Source organism: Streptomyces sp. TBY4, from assembly GCF_024213195.1.
In the GTDB taxonomy this organism is placed as follows: Bacteria; Actinomycetota; Actinomycetes; order Streptomycetales; family Streptomycetaceae; genus Streptomyces.
In genome coordinates, this window is the sequence record NZ_JANAVF010000005.1 from 79,597 (window position 1) to 98,280 (window position 18,684).

The 18,684-nt window shown below is 73.2% G+C and carries 18 protein-coding genes; 4 read left to right on the forward strand and 14 right to left on the reverse strand.

The window, feature by feature from the left end; all coding sequences use genetic code 11:
* Window positions 1-112: 112 nt before the first annotated feature.
* Window positions 113-1,192, reverse strand: a complete 1,080-nt coding sequence (locus tag NLX94_RS13755) for a GlxA family transcriptional regulator (RefSeq protein ID WP_254382995.1) — start codon at window positions 1,190-1,192, stop codon at window positions 113-115.
* A 71-nt stretch (window positions 1,193-1,263) separates the two neighbouring features.
* Here NLX94_RS13755 and NLX94_RS13760 point away from each other — a divergent pair, with 71 nt between their 5' ends.
* Window positions 1,264-2,625: an MFS transporter gene (locus tag NLX94_RS13760; protein WP_254382996.1), complete on the forward strand. Its 1,362-nt coding sequence runs from the start codon at window positions 1,264-1,266 to the stop codon at window positions 2,623-2,625.
* A gap of 206 nt (window positions 2,626-2,831) precedes the next feature.
* Here the strand turns inward: NLX94_RS13760 and NLX94_RS13765 are convergent, their stop codons facing one another.
* The 6 genes from NLX94_RS13765 to NLX94_RS13790 all read right to left on the reverse strand — a co-directional run bounded on the left by NLX94_RS13765 (window position 2,832) and on the right by NLX94_RS13790 (window position 7,882).
* Window positions 2,832-3,188 carry a cytidine deaminase gene (locus NLX94_RS13765; RefSeq protein WP_254382997.1) on the reverse strand — a complete coding sequence of 119 codons (357 nt, stop codon included), beginning with the start codon at window positions 3,186-3,188 and terminating at the stop codon, window positions 2,832-2,834.
* Between the two features lie 240 nt (window positions 3,189-3,428).
* Window positions 3,429-3,791: an MmcQ/YjbR family DNA-binding protein gene (locus tag NLX94_RS13770; protein WP_254382998.1), complete on the reverse strand. Its 363-nt coding sequence runs from the start codon at window positions 3,789-3,791 to the stop codon at window positions 3,429-3,431.
* Entirely contained in the window at window positions 3,788-5,095 is a 1,308-nt protein-coding gene (locus NLX94_RS13775; RefSeq protein ID WP_254382999.1) for a hemolysin family protein, read from the reverse strand. The genes NLX94_RS13770 and NLX94_RS13775 overlap by 4 nt, the downstream gene beginning before the upstream one ends.
* Complete coding sequence (ybeY, locus tag NLX94_RS13780) at window positions 5,092-5,589, reverse strand: rRNA maturation RNase YbeY (RefSeq protein ID WP_254383000.1); 498 nt, start codon at window positions 5,587-5,589, stop codon at window positions 5,092-5,094. Before ybeY ends, NLX94_RS13775 begins: the two co-directional genes overlap by 4 nt.
* Before the next feature lie 13 nt (window positions 5,590-5,602).
* Window positions 5,603-6,649 (reverse strand): PhoH family protein, encoded by a 1,047-nt coding sequence (locus NLX94_RS13785; RefSeq protein ID WP_254383001.1) that lies wholly within the window; start codon window positions 6,647-6,649, stop codon window positions 5,603-5,605.
* A 132-nt stretch (window positions 6,650-6,781) separates the two neighbouring features.
* Entirely contained in the window at window positions 6,782-7,882 is a 1,101-nt protein-coding gene (locus NLX94_RS13790; RefSeq protein WP_374683959.1) for a carbohydrate kinase family protein, read from the reverse strand.
* 253 nt (window positions 7,883-8,135) lie between these two features.
* On the opposite strand from NLX94_RS13790, the gene NLX94_RS13795 reads away from it, so the two are divergent.
* Window positions 8,136-9,515: an MFS transporter gene (locus tag NLX94_RS13795; RefSeq protein ID WP_254383355.1), complete on the forward strand. Its 1,380-nt coding sequence runs from the start codon at window positions 8,136-8,138 to the stop codon at window positions 9,513-9,515.
* Window positions 9,516-9,915: 400 nt separating this feature from the next.
* Here NLX94_RS13795 and NLX94_RS13800 read toward each other — a convergent pair whose 3' ends face one another.
* The 6 genes from NLX94_RS13800 to hrcA all read right to left on the reverse strand — a co-directional run bounded on the left by NLX94_RS13800 (window position 9,916) and on the right by hrcA (window position 15,472).
* Window positions 9,916-10,824 (reverse strand): ribonuclease Z, encoded by a 909-nt coding sequence (locus tag NLX94_RS13800; RefSeq protein ID WP_254383002.1) that lies wholly within the window; start codon window positions 10,822-10,824, stop codon window positions 9,916-9,918.
* Between the two features lie 3 nt (window positions 10,825-10,827).
* Complete coding sequence (locus NLX94_RS13805) at window positions 10,828-11,187, reverse strand: histidine triad nucleotide-binding protein (protein ID WP_254383003.1); 360 nt, start codon at window positions 11,185-11,187, stop codon at window positions 10,828-10,830.
* Between the two features lie 105 nt (window positions 11,188-11,292).
* A complete protein-coding gene (locus tag NLX94_RS13810; protein ID WP_254383004.1) occupies window positions 11,293-12,036 on the reverse strand; it encodes a 16S rRNA (uracil(1498)-N(3))-methyltransferase in 744 nt (247 codons plus the stop codon).
* The gene (locus tag NLX94_RS13815; protein WP_254383005.1) at window positions 12,033-13,127 is read right to left on the reverse strand and encodes a nitronate monooxygenase; all 1,095 of its coding nucleotides are present in this window, start codon (window positions 13,125-13,127) and stop codon (window positions 12,033-12,035) included. The genes NLX94_RS13810 and NLX94_RS13815 overlap by 4 nt, the downstream gene beginning before the upstream one ends.
* A gap of 191 nt (window positions 13,128-13,318) precedes the next feature.
* A complete protein-coding gene (gene dnaJ / locus NLX94_RS13820) occupies window positions 13,319-14,455 on the reverse strand; it encodes a molecular chaperone DnaJ (RefSeq protein ID WP_254383006.1) in 1,137 nt (378 codons plus the stop codon).
* Window positions 14,456-15,472: a heat-inducible transcriptional repressor HrcA gene (gene hrcA, locus NLX94_RS13825; RefSeq protein WP_254383007.1), complete on the reverse strand. Its 1,017-nt coding sequence runs from the start codon at window positions 15,470-15,472 to the stop codon at window positions 14,456-14,458.
* A 168-nt stretch (window positions 15,473-15,640) separates the two neighbouring features.
* Here hrcA and NLX94_RS13830 point away from each other — a divergent pair, with 168 nt between their 5' ends.
* Together NLX94_RS13830 and NLX94_RS13835 are read left to right on the forward strand one after the other, a co-directional pair.
* Window positions 15,641-16,366, forward strand: coding sequence for an MBL fold metallo-hydrolase (locus tag NLX94_RS13830; protein ID WP_254383008.1), 726 nt, complete (start codon window positions 15,641-15,643; stop codon window positions 16,364-16,366).
* A 28-nt stretch (window positions 16,367-16,394) separates the two neighbouring features.
* Window positions 16,395-17,192: a DUF3097 domain-containing protein gene (locus tag NLX94_RS13835; protein ID WP_254383009.1), complete on the forward strand. Its 798-nt coding sequence runs from the start codon at window positions 16,395-16,397 to the stop codon at window positions 17,190-17,192.
* Between the two features lie 238 nt (window positions 17,193-17,430).
* Here NLX94_RS13835 and hemW read toward each other — a convergent pair whose 3' ends face one another.
* On the reverse strand, window positions 17,431-18,663 hold the full coding sequence (gene hemW / locus NLX94_RS13840) for a radical SAM family heme chaperone HemW (protein WP_254383010.1): 1,233 nt from the start codon (window positions 18,661-18,663) through the stop codon (window positions 17,431-17,433).
* Window positions 18,664-18,684: the final 21 nt, after the last annotated feature.

An 18,684-nucleotide genomic window follows, 5' to 3' on the forward strand; every position in this document is an offset into this window, starting at 1 on the left:
CGGATGTCCGCGCCGTCCGCGCCGTTGTCCGCGCCGATGTGGTCCGCACTGACCGCCCCCTGGGATCCCGTACCCCGCCAGGGGGCCATTCACGAGCGGGCGGGGGGATAAGTCAATGCACGGACCCGGCAGGAACTGATGTCCCATCAGGAGATGTCAGGGTGACATCCGGTGCGGCATCCGGCGCGGTATCCGATGCGACATCCGGTGCCACATCCGGTGCGGCCGCCCTGAAGGTCCGCCGGTAGGCCGTCGGGCTCACGCCGAGCGCCGCCTGGACGTGCTTGCGCAGGGACTGCGCGGTGCCGAAGCCCGCTTCCCGGGCCACGAGTTCCATCGGCAGGTCGGTCTGCTCGAGCAGGGCCCGGGCCCGTTCCACCCGCTGCCCCACGATCCATTCGCCCGGGCTGAGCCCCGATTCCTCGCGGAACCTGCGCGTGAAGGTCCGTACCGACATCGATTCCTGCTGGGCCAAGTCGGTCAGCCTCAGCGGTTCGTGGAGCCGGTCCAGTACCCAGGCGCGGGCAGCGGTGGTGGCCGACCGCTGCGGCTGCGGCACCGGGCGCTCGATGAACTGCGCCTGCCCGCCGTCGCGGTGCGGCGGTACGACGGTGCGCCGGGCCACGTCGTTGGCGACGGCCGCTCCGTGGTCGCGGCGCACGATGTGCAGGCACAGGTCGATCCCGGCGGCGACTCCGGCGGAGGTGAGCACGTCCCCGTCGTCGGTGTAGAGGACGCCCGGGTCGACCAGTACGGCCGGGAAGGTCCGCTGGAAGTGCTCGGCGGAGGACCAGTGGGTGGTGGCCCGGCGGCCGTCGAGGAATCCGGCGGCGGCCAGCACGTAGCCGCCCGTGCAGATCGAGACGAGCCGGGTGCCGGGCCTGATGTGCGCGAGGGCGGCGGCCAGTTCGGCGGGGAGCCGGCCCTCTTCGTGGACCGGTCCCAGCTCGTAGGAGGCGGGGACCACCACCGTGTCGGCCGTGGCCAGCAGCGCGGGGCCGTGCTCGACGTGGATGTCGAAGTCGGCGTCCGTGGGCACCCGGCCGGGGGTGAGCCCGCAGGTGAGGATCTCGTAGAGCGGCCGCCCGGCGGCGTCCTTCGCCCGCCCGAAGATCCGGTGCGGGATCCCGAGCTCGAAGGGCAGCAGCCCGGCGAGGGCGAGTACGACGACACGGTGCACGCGGGGCTCCATGGCCCGATCATATCGAAGGGTGTCGGTCAGGCCACTGTCGTACGGGACCCCGGCGGCCGGAAACTATCGGCGTGACGCAGACAGCCCCGGGGCCCGGCCCCTCCCCCGAGTCCTCCCCCGCACCGACGCCCGCCTCCGGCCCGGCCGCCGGCACCGACTCCACGGCCGGCGCACCCCACCGCGTCCACCGCATCCACCGCGCCTGGTTCGTCGCGGCCGTCGCCTTCGTGACGATCATCGGCGCCGCCGCCTTCGCCTCGCTCCCCGGTCTGCTCATCGAGCCGCTGCACGGGGAGTTCGGCTGGTCGCGGGGCACGATCGGCCTCGCCGTCTCCGTGAACCTCGCGCTGTACGGGATCACCGCGCCGTTCGCCGCCGCGCTGATGGACCGCTTCGGCATCCGCAGGGTCGTCGCGCTCGCGCTGACCGTCATAGCCGCCGGCTCGGTGGCCACGGTGTGGATGACCGCCTCCTGGCAGCTGATCCTCTACTGGGGCGTCCTGGTCGGGCTGGGCAGCGGCTCGATGGCCCTGGCCTTCGCCGCGACGGTGACCAACCGCTGGTTCACCGCCCGGCGCGGGCTGGTCACCGGCATCCTGACCGCCGCCGGGGCCTCCGGCCAGCTGGTCTTCCTGCCGCTGCTGGCCTGGCTGGTCGAGCACCACGGCTGGCGCCCGGCGGCGGTCACCGTCTCGCTGGCGGCCCTGGCCGTCGTGCCCTTCGTCTGGCTGCTGCTGCGCGACCATCCCGCGGACATCGGGACCACCCCGTACGGGGGCCCGTACACGGCCAAGCCCGCACCCGTCCCCGGCGCCGCCCGCCGGGCCCTGGGCGTCCTGGGCAAGGCGGCCCGGACCGGCCCCTTCTGGCTGCTGGCGGGCACCTTCGCGATCTGCGGGGCCTCGACGAACGGGCTGGTGAAGACCCACTTCGTGCCGTCGGCCCACGACCACGGCATGCCGGTGACGGCGGCGGCCGGACTGCTCGCCGTGATCGGCGTGTTCGACGTGATCGGCACGATCTTCTCCGGCTGGCTGACGGACCGCTTCGAATCGCGCCGCCTGCTCGCCGTGTACTACGCCCTGCGCGGGATCTCGCTGCTCTTCCTCCCGATGCTGCTGGCCCCTGCCGTGCACCTGCCGATGGTGTTCTTCATCGTCTTCTACGGCCTGGACTGGGTCGCGACGGTCCCACCGACGATCGCGCTCTGCCGCGAGCACTACGGGGAGGACGGCGCCATCGTCTTCGGCTGGGTCCTGGCCTCGCACCAGATCGGCGCGGCGGCGGTGGCCTTCCTCGGCGGCCTGGCCCGCGACGCCTTCGGCTCGTACGACCCCGTCTGGTACGCCTCGGGCGCCCTGTGCGCGATGGCCGCCCTGATGGCCATGGTCATCCGCCGCCGTTCCGCCGACGCGGGGGCCACCCCGGCCTGACCCCACCCGACGGGTTCGGCCGGGGCGCCCCTCGGGGGCTGAGCCCCCGGTCCTTCAGCCCGTCCGGCGTTTGAGGACCGGGGTCCGGGCAGCGCCCGGGGAACGGAGGAAGGGCGGGTGGGGGACGAGCGCCCGCCGGCAGGGCCCGGCTTCTGCAGCCGCCCGTCGGTCGCCGCACGGAGCAGTGCCGACCGCCCCCGGCAGGGCTACGCTCCGGCCGGAGTGGTCGACTTCAGGGTGCCGTCCGGGCCCGCCAGGAGGACCGGGGTGTCCGGGCCGCCGAGGTCCCGGACCGCCGCGCGGTCGGCGTCGGCGGGGGCCTCAGCGGCGCTGACTACGGCCGCAGCCTCCAGGGACTGGGCGCCACTGGCCACGGCCATCGCGACGGCCGTCTGGAGCGCGCTCAGCTTCAGGGAGTCCAGCGCCACGGTTCCGGCGACGTACGTACGGCCGGTCTCGTCCCGGACCGCCGCCCCCTCGGGCACGCCGTTGCGGGCCCGGGCGCTGCGCGCCAACGTGATGATCTTGGTGTCTTCGGGATCGATCCCGGTGCTGTCGGTCATGGCCCGAAGCATATGGAGCGCGTCGGCGGGGCCGCACGACGACCCCGCTGACGCGCTCTCCCCTCCACCCCCGGTGTCCCCCCGGGATCTTGGTGGCGCAGGGATAAAACTAAGCGCTGCGTAAGCGGAACCACGGCCCCGAAGGTCCCGTGATCGATGGCCTTCGGCCCCTGGCGGATTCCACGACGAGGAACGCCGGGGGGGGACGCCCGAGGCCCGGCCCCCGCGCCGCCACCGCCGCTACGCCCGGTCGAGCCGCAGCCGCTCCGCCCTCGGCAGGCCCGCGACCACCAGGTCGTACGAGTCCTCGACCAGCTCCCGGACCAGCGCGTCGGGAAGCGCCCCCGGCCCGCCCGCGGTCACCGTGTTCCAGTGCCGCTTGTTCATGTGCCAGCCCGGCACGACCGCCTCGTGCTCCGCCCGCAGCCGCACCGCCTGCTCCGGGTCGCACTTGAGGTTGACCTTCAGCGGTTCGGCGTCCAGCGCGCTCAGCGCGAACATCTTCCCCAGCACCTTGAACACCGAGGTCTCCGGAGTGAAGGGGAACTCCTCCACGGCCGCGTTGAACCCCAGGCAGAACTCCCGCAGCTGGGCCGGCGTCACCGCGTCTCCCCCTCCGGCTCCTCCGCCGGGGCCACCGGCTCCACCAGTACGGTCACGATCTTGTTCCGGCGTCCCGCCGGGGACTCCGCCGTCAGCCGCAGCGGCCGCCCGTCCGGCAGGTCCACCACCGCCGAGGCGCCGGCGATCGGGACCCGGCCCAGCGCCTTGGCGAGCAGTCCGCCGACCGTCTCCACGTCCTCGTCGTCGAAGGAGTCCACCTTGAACAGTTCGCCGAGGTCGGTGATGTCCAGCCGCGCGGTGACCCGGTAGCGGTCCCCGCCCAGGTCCTCCACCGGGGGGAGTTCCCGGTCGTACTCGTCGGTGATCTCACCGACGATCTCCTCGAGGATGTCCTCGATGGTGACGATGCCGGCGGTGCCGCCGTACTCGTCGATGACGACCGCCACGTGGTTGCGGGCCGACTGCATCTCGCGCAGCAGGTCGCCCGCGTTCTTGGTGTCCGGCACGAACACCGCGGGCCTTATCGCCGTGGAGACGAGGTCGCTCTCCGCGTCCCGGCTGATGTGCGTCTTGCGGACCAGGTCCTTCAGGTACACGATGCCGACGATGTCGTCCTCGTTCTCCCCGGTCACCGGGATCCGCGAGAAGCCGGACCGCAGCGCGAGCGTGGTCGCCTGACGGACCGTCTTGTACCGCTCGATGCAGACCAGGTCGGTGCGCGGCACCATGACCTCGCGCACGAGCGTGTCGCCGAGCTCGAAGACCTGGTGCACCATGCGGCGCTCGTCGTCCTCGATCAGCGATTCCTTCTCCGCCAGGTCCACCATCGCGCGCAGCTCCGCCTCGGAGGCGAAGGGACCCTTGCGGAAGCCCTTCCCGGGCGTGAGCGCGTTGCCGAGGAGGATCAGCAGCTGCGGGATCGGCCCCATGATCCGGGCGAGCGGTACGAGGACGTAGGAGGCCGCGGTCGCCGTGTTCAGCGGGTGCTGCCGGCCGATGGTGCGCGGGGAGACCCCGACGGCCACGTAGGACACGAGCACCATCACGGCGATGGCCACGAGGAGCGCGGTCCAGTTCTCCCCGAACTCGTCGAGGCAGACGTACGTGACGAGCACGCCCGCCGCCATCTCGCAGGTGACGCGGACCAGCAGCGCGACATTGACGTACCGGGTGGGGTCACCGGCGACCTGGGCCAGCTTCGCGCTGCCGCGCCGGCCCTCCCGTACGGCCTGCTCGGCGCGGAAGGCCGAGATCCGGGCGATCCCGGACTCGGCGCACGCGGCGAACCAGGCCACCACGACCAGCAGGACGGCCATGATGATCAGCTGGAGATCACCGGTCATGAGACGGTCGGCGCCGGGGACGGGCCGGTCACGCCGTTCTCGGCGCGCCAGCCGTCGACGATGGCCGCCTGGAGGCCGAACATCTCGGCCTTCTCGTCCGGCTCCTCGTGGTCGTACCCGAGCAGGTGCAGCACTCCGTGGACGGTCAGGAGCTGGAGCTCCTCGTCCATGGAGTGCTTCGTCGGCGCGTCCTCGCCCTGCTTCTTGGCGACCTCGGGGCAGAGCACGATGTCACCGAGGAGCCCCTGCGGGGGCTCCTCGTCGTCCTTCGACGGCGGGCGCAGCTCGTCCATCGGGAAGGACATGACGTCGGTGGGTCCGGGCAGGTCCATCCACTGGATGTGGAGCTGCTCCATCGCGTCCTCGTCCACGACGATGACCGAGAGCTCCGAGAGCGGGTGGATCCGCATCCGGGTGAGCGCGTAGCGGGCGATGTCGAGGATCGCCCGCTCGTCGACCTCGGTTCCGGACTCGTTGTTGACGTCGATCGACATGGTGCGCTGATTTCTACTTCCGCTGGAAGCCGTTCCGCGACTGCTTCGCGTCCTGGCTGTCGTCGTACTTCTCGTACGCATCGACGATACGGCCGACCAGCTTGTGCCGGACCACATCCTCGGACGTGAGCCGCGAGAAGGCGATGTCCGGAACTCCTTCGAGGATGTCCTGCACCTGCCGCAGTCCGCTCTTGGCGCCGCCGGGCAGGTCGACCTGGGTCACGTCACCGGTGACGACGATCTTCGAGTCGAAGCCGAGGCGGGTCAGGAACATCTTCATCTGCTCGGGCGTCGTGTTCTGCGCCTCGTCGAGGACGACGAACGCCTCGTTGAGCGTCCTGCCGCGCATGTACGCCAGCGGCGCCACCTCGATCGTCCCCGCGGCCATCAGCCGCGGGATCGAATCGGGGTCGATCATGTCGTGCAGGGCGTCGTAGAGCGGCCGCAGGTACGGGTCGATCTTGTCGAAGAGGGTGCCGGGGAGGAAGCCGAGGCGCTCGCCGGCCTCCACCGCCGGGCGGGTCAGGATGATCCGGCTGACCTGCTTGGACTGCAGGGCCTGGACCGCCTTGGCCATGGCGAGGTAGGTCTTGCCGGTACCGGCGGGGCCGATGCCGAAGACGATGGTGTGCTTGTCGATCGCGTCGACGTACCGCTTCTGGTTGAGCGTCTTGGGGCGGATGGTGCGGCCGCGGCTGGAGAGGATGTTCTGCGTGAGCACCTCGGCGGGCGTCTCGTCCGGGCCCTGGCCGTTGCCGCTCGACTTGAGCATGGCGATCGAGCGTTCCACTGCGTCCTCCGTCATCGGCTGCCCGGTGCGGAGCACCAGCATCATCTCGTCGAACAGGCGCTGGATCAGTGCGACTTCCGCCGCTGCGCCGATCGCGCTGACCTGATTTCCCCGAACATGGATGTCGGCCCTCGGGAAGGCCTTCTCGATCACGCGCAGCAGGGCGTCGCCCGAGCCGAGGACCGACACCATCGGGTGGGTGGCCGGTACGGTGAAGTGAGCGCGCGCCTGCCCCGGCGCGGGGGTCTGGGCTGTCGGTGTCTGAGTCATGGGCCGGCACTGTGGCCTGCGCATACCTCCCACTGAGGGGCCGCGCCGATCGACGGCCACCGGACTTCCAAGCCTACGTCGCCGCTCCGTCATCCCCGAGGGGTTTTCCGCCACCCCTTCGGCCACGGGTCCCTACGCCGACTGGCGGAAGCCGATCGTCGGGACCGCGCGGCGGCGGCTGGCCGGGGCCGCGGAGCGGGGGACGAGGTCGTCCAGGAAGCCGTACCGGCCGCGCAGGGCCTCCGGGGCGGTGCGCCACCAGTGGGCCACCTCCGGCCAGCCGGGGGCCGACAGGGAGCCGCCGAACTCCTGCACCGACAGGGCGGCGGTCAGGCCCGCGAAGGCGAGCCGGTCCGCGAGGGGCCACCCGGCGAGGGTGCCGGTGAGGAAGCCCGCCACGTAGACATCGCCCGCGCCGGTCGGATCCAGGGCGTCGACCGCGATCGCGGGGACCTCCGCCGTCTCCCCGGTCCGCCCGTCCACCGCGTACGAGCCCTCGGAGCCCATCGTGACCACCGCGATCGGCACCTTCTCGGCCAGCGCCCGGGCCGCCGCCCGCGGGCAGTCGGTGCGCGTGTAGGCCATCGCCTCCCCGGCGTTGGGGAGGAAGGCCTCGCAGTGCTCCAGGTCGGCCAGCGCCCCCAGGTCCCACCGCCCGCTGTCGTCCCAGCCGACGTCGGCGAAAACCCGGGCCCCGCGCCGGGCCGCCTCGGCGACCCAGGCCTCGCCGCCGCCCGGGCCGAGCGAGGCCACGGCCGCGCGGGCGCGGGGAGGGCACCGGGGGAACGGGCCGGGGTCCGCCGGGAGCGGGGCCTCGTGGCCGTGGGAGACCATCGTGCGCTCGCCCTCGTAGGCCATCGAGACGGTGACGGGGCTGTGCCAGCCGGGAACGGTCCGTGACATCGAGAGGTCGATGCCCTCGCCCTGTTCGAGGGCGTCCCAGCAGTACTCCCCGTAGTGGTCGTCGCCGAAGGCGGCGGCCAGGGAGGTGCGCAGGCCGAGCCGGGCCAGGGCGGTGGCCATGTTGGCGACCCCGCCGGGGCTGGAACCCATGCCGCGGGCCCAGGACTCCGTGCCGCGGACGGGGGCCGAGTCGAGGCCGGTGAAGATGATGTCGAGGAAGACCGTGCCCGTCAGGAAGACGTCGCAGCCGGGTTCTTGGGGATCGCGCAGCGGACCGAGCGGGTCCACGGCGGAGTCGAGGCTGTCCCGGCTGCTGCGACTGGTCACGATGTACTCCCCGTTCGGTTCGGTTCGGCTCGGTTCGGCTCGTGTGATGAATCTTGGCGGGTCGTTTCTCCAATGGGCCTTCACTGGGGCTCAACCCACGTCCGCCGTCAGGCCCTCCCTCCCGGGCGGGCCCGGAATACAGTGTGACGCAGATCACCGCCTGAACGCCCTTCTCGGAGGATCGGGCCGCTTGATAGATATGAGCCCCGCGGTCTTGCGGAATCTCACGCTCCACCTGCACCACCTGGAACACCCCGTGCCCGACCGCACCCCCGCGCCGCCCGCCGCCTGGCCGCTCGTCGCGCTCTTCACCTCCGGTTACGTCGCCCCGTACCTGCTGCCGACCGTCGTCGGCCGGCTCGACGCGCACCTCCCGCTGAGCCCCGCGCAGGCCGGTCTGATCGGCTCGGTCCTGCTCCTCGGCTCGGCCGCCGCCGGCTTCACCCTCGCCTCCCGCATCCCGCGCACCGGCCCGCGCCCGCTGGCCCGGCTCGGACTGCTGCTCGCCGTCCTCGGGTACGGCACGGCGGCCGCCACCGCGCAGCTCCCCCTCGTCATCGCCGGCGCCGTCCTCGGCGGCTTCGGCTCGGGCACGGCCACCGCGGTGGCCGCCTCCGGCATCGCGGCGCAGCGCGACCCGCACCGGACCTCGGCGCTGGGGCTGCTGTCGGTGTCGGCCACGGCGGGGGCCCTGTACCTGACCCTGCCCCGGCTCGGCGGCGGGCACGGGCTGCCCTTCGCGGCGATCGCCCTGGTCGCGCTGGTGTGCTGGCCGGCGACGGGACGCCTCGCCGGGGCCGACCGTACGGGCCGTCCGGAGGGCGCCGGCACGGCGGTACGGGCCTCCGGGCGGCTCCCGTACCCGCGCGCCGGGGCGGTGCTCGCCGGGGCACTGATGCTGTGGTCGCTGGCCCAGAACGCCCTGTGGGGCGTCAGCGGCCGCATCGGCGCGCAGCAGGCGGGCCTGTCCGAGGTCACCCTCGGGATCGTCTTCGCGGCCGCGCTCGGAGCCGGGCTGCTCGGGGTCACCGCCGCCTCCGTGCTCGGGGCCCGGCTCGGCCGGGCGGTCCCGGTGGGCGTGGGCACGGTGGTCATCGCCTGCTGCGTGGTGCTCGCCTCGCAGGCCCGGGACCTCGGCTCCTTCGCGGCCGGGGAGATCCTCTGGAACGCGGTCTACCCCATCGTGCTCTCCTACGCCATCGGCCTGGCCGCCGCGCTCGACCCGCGCGGGCGCTGGGCCGTGCTGGTCGGTTCCGCGTCCTCGCTCGGCGTGGCCTGCGGGCCCGTCACCGGGAGCCTGCTCGCCGAGGCCCTGGACTTCCCCGGCATGGGCCTGGCCCTCGGGATCCTGCTGCTGGCGGTGGCCGGGCCGATGGCCGGGGTCGCCCTGCACGTGGGCGGTCGCCCGCTGACCCCCGGGTCGGTCCGCCGCCGCGGCGGGGCCCCGGCAGCCGTGCTCGCCGCCGGAGCCGGCACCCCGGCCGGTTCGGTCCCGCGGGTCGGCGCGCAGGAACTGGAGGTCGTGGAACTCCCCCGACTCCGCCCTCTACGCCTACCCCCGCTCCGGGCCCTTCTGCTCTCCCCGGCAGCCACCCGCCGCAACCGCGACCGCAGACGGGTCCGCACCGGCGTCTAGGCCGCGGCCGGGCGGCCCGTCCTGCCCTGCGGGCGGCCGTCCCCTACCCGCCCTTCCACCGTTCCCCGGGGGCCAGCCCCCGGACCCCCGCTCCTCAAACGCCGGAGGGGCTGGGTTTCGCCGGAGGCGGCCAAATCCAGCCTCGCCGGCGTTTGAGGCGCGGGGTCCGGGGCGGAGCCCCGGGTCTTTCCAGCCGTCCGGCGCTTGAGGACCGGGGTCCGGGGCGGAGCCCCGGGAGGGGTCCGGGCGGAGCCCGGGGAACGGGCGAAGGGCGGGTAGGGGATCTCCGCCCCGCGCAGCGGCCAGGGACGCAGCGGGGGCTTCGCCCCGGGGGCTACGGGGCCGTCGGGCCCGGCTGCGCGGCCGGCGCATCCGCACAGCCCGGTGCGGACAAGCGCGCCTACCCGGCCCGCTTCGGCACGGGAACCCGTACGAGATCGGCAGCGATCGTGAGCTCCCCCTCGAAGCCGGCCGCACGGGCCTGCCGTTCGAACTCCGACGGATCCCCGTACCGCTGCGAGAAGTGCGTCAGCACGAGGTGCCGCACGCCCCCGTCCCGCGCCACCCGCGCGGCCTGCCCGGCGGTGAGGTGTCCGTGGTCGGTGGCCAGCTGGACGTCCTCGTCGAGGAAGGTCGACTCGATCACCAGCATGTCGCAGCCCGCCGCGAGCTCCTCGACGCCCTCGCAGAGCCGGGTGTCCATCACGAAGGCGAACCGCTGCCCGGCGCGCGCCTCGCTGACGTCCTCCAGGGTGACCCCGCCGAGACTGCCCTCGCGCTGGATCCGGCCCACGTCCGGCCCCTTGATCCCGTGGAGCGCGAGCAGTTCGGGCCGTATCCGGCGCCCGTCGGGCTCGGTGACCCGGTAGCCGAAGGACTCCACGGGGTGCGAGAGCCGTACGGCGTCCAGGGTGTACGCCTCCCCGCGCGCCAGGATCCCGTCCTCGGCGACCGGCTCCTCGGCGAGCTGCACGGTCTCGCGGTAGGCGGTGGCGTACCGCAGCCGGTCGAAGAACTTCTGCCCGGAGGCCGGGTAGTGGGCGGTGACGGGGTGCGGGACCCGGTCGAGGTTGATCCGCTGGATGACCCCGGCGAGGCCGAGGCTGTGGTCACCGTGGAAGTGGGTGACGCAGATCCGGTTGATGTCGTGCGCGGCCACCCCGGCCCGGAGCATCTGGCGCTGGGTGCCCTCGCCGGGATCGAAGAGGATGCCCTCGCCGTCCCAGCGCAGCAGGTAGCCGTTGTGGTTGCGGTGGCGGGTGGGCACCTGGCTGGCGGTGCCCAGGACCACGAACTCTCGTACGGACACGGTTTATCCCGGGGGCCATTCGAAGCCACGGCCGCCGAGGACGTGCGCGTGGGCATGGAAGACGACCTGGCCGGCCCTGGCGCCGGTGTTGAAGACGAGCCGGTAGGCGTGGTCGGCGAGCCCCTCGTCGACCGCGACGCGGCCGGCCTCGGTCAGGACCTCGGCGGCGACGGCGGGCTCCGCGGCCGCGAGGGAGGCGGCGTCGGGGTAGTGCGCCTTCGGGATGACGAGGACGTGGGTGGGCGCCTGCGGGTTGATGTCGCGGAAGGCGACGGTCGTGTCCGTCTCCCGGACGACCGTGGCGGGGATCTTCCCCGCAACGATCTTGCAGAACAGGCAGTCGGCCTGCGGTTCCCCGGCCATGTGCTGAGCCCTTCGTGACGGGTGATCGGTTCCGGCATCGTATCCACCGCCGCGTGCCGGACCGGTCACGCCCACCGGCCCGCCCTCACCGCCGGCGGCCCGCCCTCAGGACCAGCGGCCCGTCCGCGCGAGCAGGACCGCCGCGGCGGCCGTGCCCGCCGTCGAGGTGCGCAGGACCGAGCGGCCCAGCCGGTACGGGTGCGCCCCGGCCGCGGCGAAGGCGGCGAGCTCGTCCGGGGAGACCCCGCCCTCGGGGCCGACGACCAGGACGATGGAGCCGGCGGCGGGCAGTTCCGCGGTGGCCAGCGCGCCCGAGGGGGCGTCCCGGTCCTCGTGCAGGACCACCGCGAGGTCGGCCTCCGCGAGCAGCGCCGCGACCTGCTTGGTGGACAGCGCCTCCGCGACCTCGGGGAAGCGGACCCGGCGGGACTGCTTGCCGGACTCCCGGGCTGTGGCCCGCCACTTCGCAAGGGACTTGGCACCCCGGTCGCCCCGCCACTGGGTGATGCAGCGCGAGGCCTGCCAGGGCACGATCGCGTCGACGCCGGTCTCCGTCATGGTCTCGACGGCGACCTCGCCCCGGTCGCCCTTGGGCAGGGCCTGGACCACGGTGATCCGGACGTCCGGTTCCGCCTCCTCGAAGACCCCGGACACGGAGACCACGAGGCGGTCCTTGCCCTCGGCGGCCGTCACGACGGCCTCGGCCCAGCCGCCCCGGCCGTCGGTCAGCACGAGGGCCTCGCCGGGGGCCAGCCGCTTCACGGAGACCGCGTGGCGGCCCTCGGGGCCGTCCAGGACGAACTGCGGCCCCGCGGGCACCTTTTCGACCACGAACACCGGGGCGGTCATGACGCACTCCTCATCTGCATTGCCTTCAACGCGTTCTGTGCCGCGCCGAGTTCCGCCGCGAGCACCTCCACCAGTTCCCCCGCGGGCAGCGCCCTCGCCAGCCGGTGCCCCTGGCCCGCCCACAGCGCCATGCCCTGCGGGTCCCCGGCCGCGGCGGCGGCCTTGCGCAGCGGCGCGGTCAGGTGGTGGACCTGCGGGTACGCGGCCGGGGCGTACGGGCCGTGCTCGCGCATGAACCGGTTGACCAGTCCGCGGGCCGGCCGTCCCGAGAAGGCCCGGGTCAGCTCGGTGCGGACGAACAGCGGGTCGGTCAGCGCCTTCTTGTGCAGGGGGTGCGCGCCGGACTCCGGGCAGGCCAGGAAGGCCGTGCCGAGCTGCGCGGCCTCCGCTCCGGCGGCGAGCAGCGCGGCGATCTGCGATCCGCGCATCAGGCCGCCCGCCGCGATGATCGGGAGGGCCACCGCTTCGCGCACCTGCGCGACGAGCGCGAGCAGGCCGACTCCGGCGGTGCCGTCGCCCTGCGGGTCGTCGCGGTGGGTGCCCTGGTGGCCGCCCGCCTCCACGCCCTGGACGCAGACGGCGTCGGCGCCGGCCGCCTGGGCGGCGCGGGCCTCCTCTACGGAGGTGACGGTGGCGATCGTGTACGTACCGACCTTGCGCAGGCAGGTGAAGGCGGCGGGCGAAGGCAGGCCGAAGGTGAAGGAGACCACGGGTACCGGGTCTTCGATGAGAATGGCCAGTTTGGCGTCGTAGCCGTCGTCGCTGGTGCCGATGATGTCCTCGTCCGCGAGGGAGATCCCGTACCAGGCGGCCTCGTTGGCCAGGTGTCCGCGGTAGACCTCTAGGGCGGCCGGGTCCGCGTGGGAGGACTGCGGCAGGAAGAGGTTGACGCCGAAGGGGCGGCGGGTGAGCGCGCGCAGCCGCTTGATCTCCTGGTACATGCCGTCGGCGGTCTTGTAGCCGCCGGCGAGGAAGCCCAGTCCGCCCGCTTCGCACACGGCGGCCGCGAGCGGCGGGCAGGACGCGCCACCCGCCATGGGCGCCTGCACGATCGGCGGGTACGCGAAGAGACCGTTCGGTGCGGAGGACATGAGCTGCATCGTGCCATGTCCCGCTCACGGGGCCGAATCACGGCATTCGCCTGGCATAGTCCCTTCACCGGGGTGCCCGAATACCGCTGCCGCCCCGCCGCCCCGCATGCCGCGAGCCCGGCCCGGGGTCGTCCCCGGACCGGGCTCGCCGGTGTTCTCGTACGGTGCTCAGCGCCCGTCGAATGCCTCGCTCAGCGCCCGTTGAAGGCGTCCTTCAGGCGGCTGAACAGGCCCTGCTGGCCCGGCGCGAACTGCCCGGTCGGGCGCTCCTCGCCGCGCAGCTTCGCGAGCTGGCGCAGCAGCTCCTCCTGCTGGGCGTCCAGCTTGCCGGGGGTGGTGACCTCGACGTGGACGATCAGGTCGCCGCGGCCGCCGCCGCGCAGGTGCGTGACGCCCCGGCCGTGCAGCGGGATCGCCTGGCCGGACTGGGTGCCCGGACGGATGTCGATCTCCTCGAGGCCGTCCAGCGTCTCCAGCGGGCACTTGGTGCCCAGGGCCGCCGCGGTCATCGGGATGGTGACCGTGCAGTGCAGGTCGTCCCCGCGCCGCTGGAAGGTCGGGTGCGGCAGCTCGTGGATCTCCACGTACAGGTCGCCTGCGGGGCCGCCGCCGGGGCCGACCTCGCCCTCGCCCGCGAGCTGGATCCGGGTGCCGTTCTCGACGCCCGCCGGGATCTTGACCGTGAGGCTGCGGCGGGAGCGGACCCGGCCGTCGCCCGCGCACTCGGGGCACGGGGTCGGGACCACGGTGCCGAAGCCCTGGCACTGCGGGCAGGGGCGCGAGGTCATGACCTGGCCCAGGAAGGACCGGGTGACCTGCGAGACCTCACCGCGGCCGCGGCACATGTCGCACGTCTGCGCCGAGGTGCCGGGGGCGGCGCCCTCACCGGAGCAGGTGGTGCAGACGACGGCCGTGTCGACCTGGATGTCCTTGGTCGTGCCGAAGGCCGCCTCGTCCAGTTCCAGGTCGAGGCGGATCATGGCGTCCTGGCCGCGGCGGGTCCGCGAGCGCGGTCCGCGCTGCGAGGACTGGCCGAAGAAGGCGTCCATGATGTCGGAGAAGTTGCCGAAGCCGCCCGCGCCGAAGCCGCCGGCCCCGCCGCCGCCCGAGGAGGACAGCGGGTCGCCGCCGAGGTCGAAGACCTGCTTCTTCTGCGGGTCCGAGAGGACCTCGTAGGCGGCGTTGATCTCCTTGAAACGCTCTTGCGTCTTGGGATCGGGGTTCACATCCGGGTGCAGCTCGCGCGCGAGCCGCCGGAATGCCTTCTTGATCTCGTCCTGCGATGCGTCGCGGCGCACGCCGAGAACGGCGTAGTAGTCCGTGGCCACTTACGACTCCGCCAGGATCTGTCCGACGTAACGTGCCACTGCGCGTACCGCTCCCATCGTTCCGGGGTAGTCCATGCGGGTCGGTCCGACCACGCCGAGTTTGGCGACTGCTTCGCCGCCCGAACCGTAGCCGACCGAGACGACGGACGTGGAGTTCAGTCCCTCGTAGGCGTTCTCGTGCCCGATCTTTACGGCCATTCCCGACTCATTGGCCTCGCCGAGCAGCTTGAGGAGCACGACCTGCTCCTCCAGCGCTTCGAGCACCGGCCTGATCGTCAGGGGAAAATCGTGTCCGAAGCGGGTGAGGTTGGCGGTGCCGCCGATCATCAGCCGCTCCTCCGCCTCCTCGACCAGCGTTTCGAGGAGGGTGTCGAGGACGGCACGCACCGTCACCCGGTCCTCGGTCTCGAAGGACTCCGGAAGGTCCTTCACCAGCGGCGGCACGTCGGTGAACCGGCGGCCGACGACACGGCTGTTGAGGCGCGCCCGCAGGTCCGCGAGCGAGGTGTCCGCGAAGGGGGTCTGGCAGTCGACGAGCCGCTGCTCGACCCGGCCGGTGTCCGTGATGAGGACGAGCATCAGGCGGGCCGGGGCCAGCGAGAGCAGTTCCACGTGCCGGACGGTGGACCGGGTCAGCGACGGGTACTGGACGACGGCGACCTGCCGGGTGAGCTGCGCGAGCAGCCGCACCGTACGGCCGACGACGTCGTCGAGGTCCACGGCCCCGTCGAGGAAGTTCTGGATGGCCCGGCGCTCGGGCGTCGACAGCGGTTTGACCCCCGCCAGCTTGTCGACGAAGAGGCGGTAGCCCTTGTCGGTGGGGATCCGGCCGGCGCTGGTGTGGGGCTGGGCGATGTAGCCCTCGTCCTCCAGCACGGCCATGTCGTTGCGCACGGTGGCGGGCGAGACGCCGAGCCGGTGCCGCTCGGTGAGCGCCTTGGAGCCGACCGGCTCCTCCGTCCCGACGTAGTCCTGGACGATGGCGCGCAGCACTTCGAGTCTGCGTTCGCTGAGCATCGCGCACACCTCCATCGTTTCCGTCGGTCACCGAGACTCGTGGTCGAGCCTCTTCGCTGGCGCTCTTCGCTGGCACTCTGAGCGTTCGAGTGCCAGAGATCCCCCGGTCAGTGTACGGCGGGGTGGTACGCCCCTAGCAAGGGCGGCCCGCCAAGGTAGCGTCGCGGTATGGACGTGCGTTGGGAAGAGGCGGGCTGGGAACGGCTCACCGAACGGGCCGGCCGCAAGCGCCTGCCGGTGTGGGACTGCACCGTGGGACTGGTGGTGGGCGAGGATTCGGCCCTTCTGATCGACCCCGGTTCCTCCCTGCGGGAAGGCGCGCTGGTGCGGGCCGAGGCGGAGCGGCTGGCGGGCCGGCGCGTGACTCATCTCGCATTCACACACGGACATTTCGACCACGTACTGGGCGGTGCGGCCTTCGCGGGGGCGGAGGTCTACGGTCCGGTCGGGCTGGACGCCCTGCTCTCCACGAGCCGGGACGAGCTGCGGGCCGACGCAGTCCGGCACGGCCTGGCGGAGGCCGAGGCCGCCGAGGCGGCGGACCTCCTGGTGGTCCCCCGGCACCTGGTGTCGGGCGAGTGGACACTCGACCTGGGCGGGGTGCAGGTGCTGCTGGCGAACGTGGGCCCGGGCCACACCCGGCACGACCTGGCCGCCTTCGTGCCCGGCACCCGCGAGGTGGTCTTCTGCGGCGACCTGGTCGAGGAATCGGGCGAGCCGCAGGCGGGCCCGGACGCGGTGCCCCGGCAGTGGCCGGCGGCCCTGGACCGGCTCCTCTCCCTGGGCGGGGACGACGCTCTGTACGTGCCGGGTCACGGAGCGGTGGTCGACGCGGCCTTCGTGCGTGCCCAACGCGACACACTGGCGGCCCGTTCCGGCGTGTCGGGCACCTGAGGCGGCCCGCTCTCCTACCCTCGGCCGGATGCGCGAGTACTCCCCCGACCTGACCCCGCAGTGGAAGCGTGCCAAGCCCGTCCCCGAGGTGCCGGCCGATGCCGATCTGGTGGTCGAGGTGGCGGGTACGGACTTCTGCGGCGCGGTGGTGGCCTGCGAGGCGGGCACGGTCACCCTGGAGGACCGTTTCGGCAAGCGCCGCGTCTTCCCCCTCGAACCCCGCGGCTTCCTCCTGGACGGCGCGGTGGTGACCCTGACCCGCCCGCCCCGGGGCCCCGCCGCCCCGGCCCGTACCGCCTCCGGCTCCCTCGCCGTCCCCGGGGCGCGGGCCCGGGTGGCCCGGGCGGGCCGGATCTACGTGGAGGGCCGCCACGACGCCGAACTCGTCGAACGGGTCTGGGGCGACGACCTGCGGATCGAGGGCGTGGTCGTGGAGTACCTGGAGGGCATCGACGACCTCCCGTCGGTGGTCGCGGACTTCGCCCCCGCGGCCGACGCCCGCCTCGGCATCCTGGTGGACCACCTGCTCCCGGGCACGAAGGAGTCCCGCATCGCGGCCTCCGTAACCTCCCCGCACGTCCTGATCGTGGGCCACCCCTACGTGGACGTCTGGCAGGCGGTGAAGCCGTCCGCCCTCGGCATCCCCGCCTGGCCGGTGATCCCGCCGGGCCAGGACTGGAAGACGGGCATCTGCCGCGCCCTGGGCTGGCCGGAGAACACCGGGGCCGCCTGGCAGCACATCCTGTCGCGCGTGACCTCGTACAAGGACCTGGAGCCGACCCTCCTGGGCGCGGTGGAGCACCTGATCGACCACGTGACGGCGTAACCCTGCGGGGCTGTCCCCTACCCGCCCTTCCACCGTTCCCCGGGCTGAGCCCGGACCCCCCTGGGGCTCCGCCCCAGACCCCGCGCCTCAAACGCCGGCGAGGCTGGATGATGCCGCGCAGCGGCATTTTCAGCCCGTCCGGCGTTTGAGGACCGGGGTCCGGGGCGGAGCCCCGGGGAACGGGCGAAGGGCGGGTAGGGGACCTCGCCCCGCAGGGCAGCCCCCACCCCGGACGGGGTCAGTCGACCAGGTCGCGGACCACCGCGTCGGCCAGGAGCCGCCCGCGCAGGGTCAGGACGGCCCTGCCGTCCGCGTACGGGCCCGCTTCGAGGAGCCCGTCCGCCAGGGCCCGCCCGGCCGCGGCAAGCCCCGCAGGGGCCAGCAGCGACAGCGGAACCCCGTCCACCAGCCGCAGCTCAAGCAGGATCCGCTCCACCCGCCGGTCCTCCGAGGACAAGAGCTCCCGCCCCGCCCCGGGCGACCGACCTTCGGCCAAGGCCGCCGCGTAGGCGCCGGGATGCTTCACGTTCCACCACCGCACCCCGCCCACGTGCGAGTGGGCTCCGGGTCCGGCGCCCCACCAGTCGGCCCCGCGCCAGTACAGCTCGTTGTGCAGGCACCGCCCGGCCTCGGAGGCGGCCCAGTTCGAGACCTCGTACCAGGAGTACCCCGCCTCGGCCATCACCGCGTCGAGGATCAGGTACCGGTCCGCGTGGACGTCGTCGTCCGTCATCGGGACCTCGCCCCGCCGGATCCGCCGCGCGAGCTGGGTGCCCTCCTCCACGATCAGTGCGTACGCGCTGATGTGGTCGGGCCCGGCCCCCAGGGCCGCCGACAGCGAGGCCCGCCAGTCCTCGTCGGACTCCCCGGGCGTCCCGTAGATCAGGTCCAGGTTCACGTGCTCGAAGCCCGCCGCCCGCGCCTCCGCGACGCACGCCTCCGGCCGCCCGGGGGTGTGCGTGCGGTCCAGCACCTTCAGGACGTGCTGCCTGGCGCTCTGCATGCCGAAGGAGATCCGGTTGAAGCCTCCCGCGCGCAGCTCCGCGAGGTACTCCGGGTTCACCGACTCCGGATTGGCCTCGGTGGTGACCTCGGCGTCCTCGGCCAGCCCGAATTCCTCGCGGATCGCCGCGAGCATCCGTACGAGGTCGCCGGCGGGCAGCAGGGTCGGCGTGCCGCCGCCCACGAAGACGGTCCGTACGGCCCTGGGATCGTCGCCCAGCACCTTCCGCGCCAGCCTGATCTCGTCGATCAGGGTGTCGGCGTAGTTCTCGCGGGAGGCGAGCACGCCGCCGGTGCCCCGCAGCTCGGTGGCCGTGTAGGTGTTGAAGTCGCAGTACCCGCAGCGGGTGGCGCAGTACGGAACGTGCAGGTAGAACCCGAGCGGCCGCTCCCCGGCTCCCGCCAGGGCGTGGAGCGGCAGCGAGCCGTCTTCGGGCATGGGTTCACCGTCGGGCAGTGCGGAAGGCATGGGCCCATTGTCCCGCACTGC

Bases quoted from the DNA above. Each gene is read 5' to 3' on its own strand.
- NLX94_RS13755 (WP_254382995.1), bottom strand. From the start codon at position 1,192: ATGGAGCCCCGCGTGCACCGTGTCGTCGTACTCGCCCTCGCCGGGCTG.
- NLX94_RS13765 (WP_254382997.1), bottom strand. From the start codon at position 3,188: ATGACCGACAGCACCGGGATCGATCCCGAAGACACCAAGATCATCACG.
- NLX94_RS13775 (WP_254382999.1), bottom strand. From the start codon at position 5,095: ATGACCGGTGATCTCCAGCTGATCATCATGGCCGTCCTGCTGGTCGTG.
- ybeY (WP_254383000.1), bottom strand. From the start codon at position 5,589: ATGTCGATCGACGTCAACAACGAGTCCGGAACCGAGGTCGACGAGCGG.
- NLX94_RS13785 (WP_254383001.1), bottom strand. From the start codon at position 6,649: ATGACTCAGACACCGACAGCCCAGACCCCCGCGCCGGGGCAGGCGCGC.
- NLX94_RS13805 (WP_254383003.1), bottom strand. From the start codon at position 11,187: ATGGCCGGGGAACCGCAGGCCGACTGCCTGTTCTGCAAGATCGTTGCG.
- NLX94_RS13810 (WP_254383004.1), bottom strand. From the start codon at position 12,036: ATGACCGCCCCGGTGTTCGTGGTCGAAAAGGTGCCCGCGGGGCCGCAG.
- NLX94_RS13815 (WP_254383005.1), bottom strand. From the start codon at position 13,127: ATGTCCTCCGCACCGAACGGTCTCTTCGCGTACCCGCCGATCGTGCAG.
- hrcA (WP_254383007.1), bottom strand. From the start codon at position 15,472: ATGCTCAGCGAACGCAGACTCGAAGTGCTGCGCGCCATCGTCCAGGAC.
- NLX94_RS13830 (WP_254383008.1), top strand. From the start codon at position 15,641: ATGGACGTGCGTTGGGAAGAGGCGGGCTGGGAACGGCTCACCGAACGG.
- NLX94_RS13835 (WP_254383009.1), top strand. From the start codon at position 16,395: ATGCGCGAGTACTCCCCCGACCTGACCCCGCAGTGGAAGCGTGCCAAG.
- hemW (WP_254383010.1), bottom strand. From the start codon at position 18,663: ATGCCTTCCGCACTGCCCGACGGTGAACCCATGCCCGAAGACGGCTCG.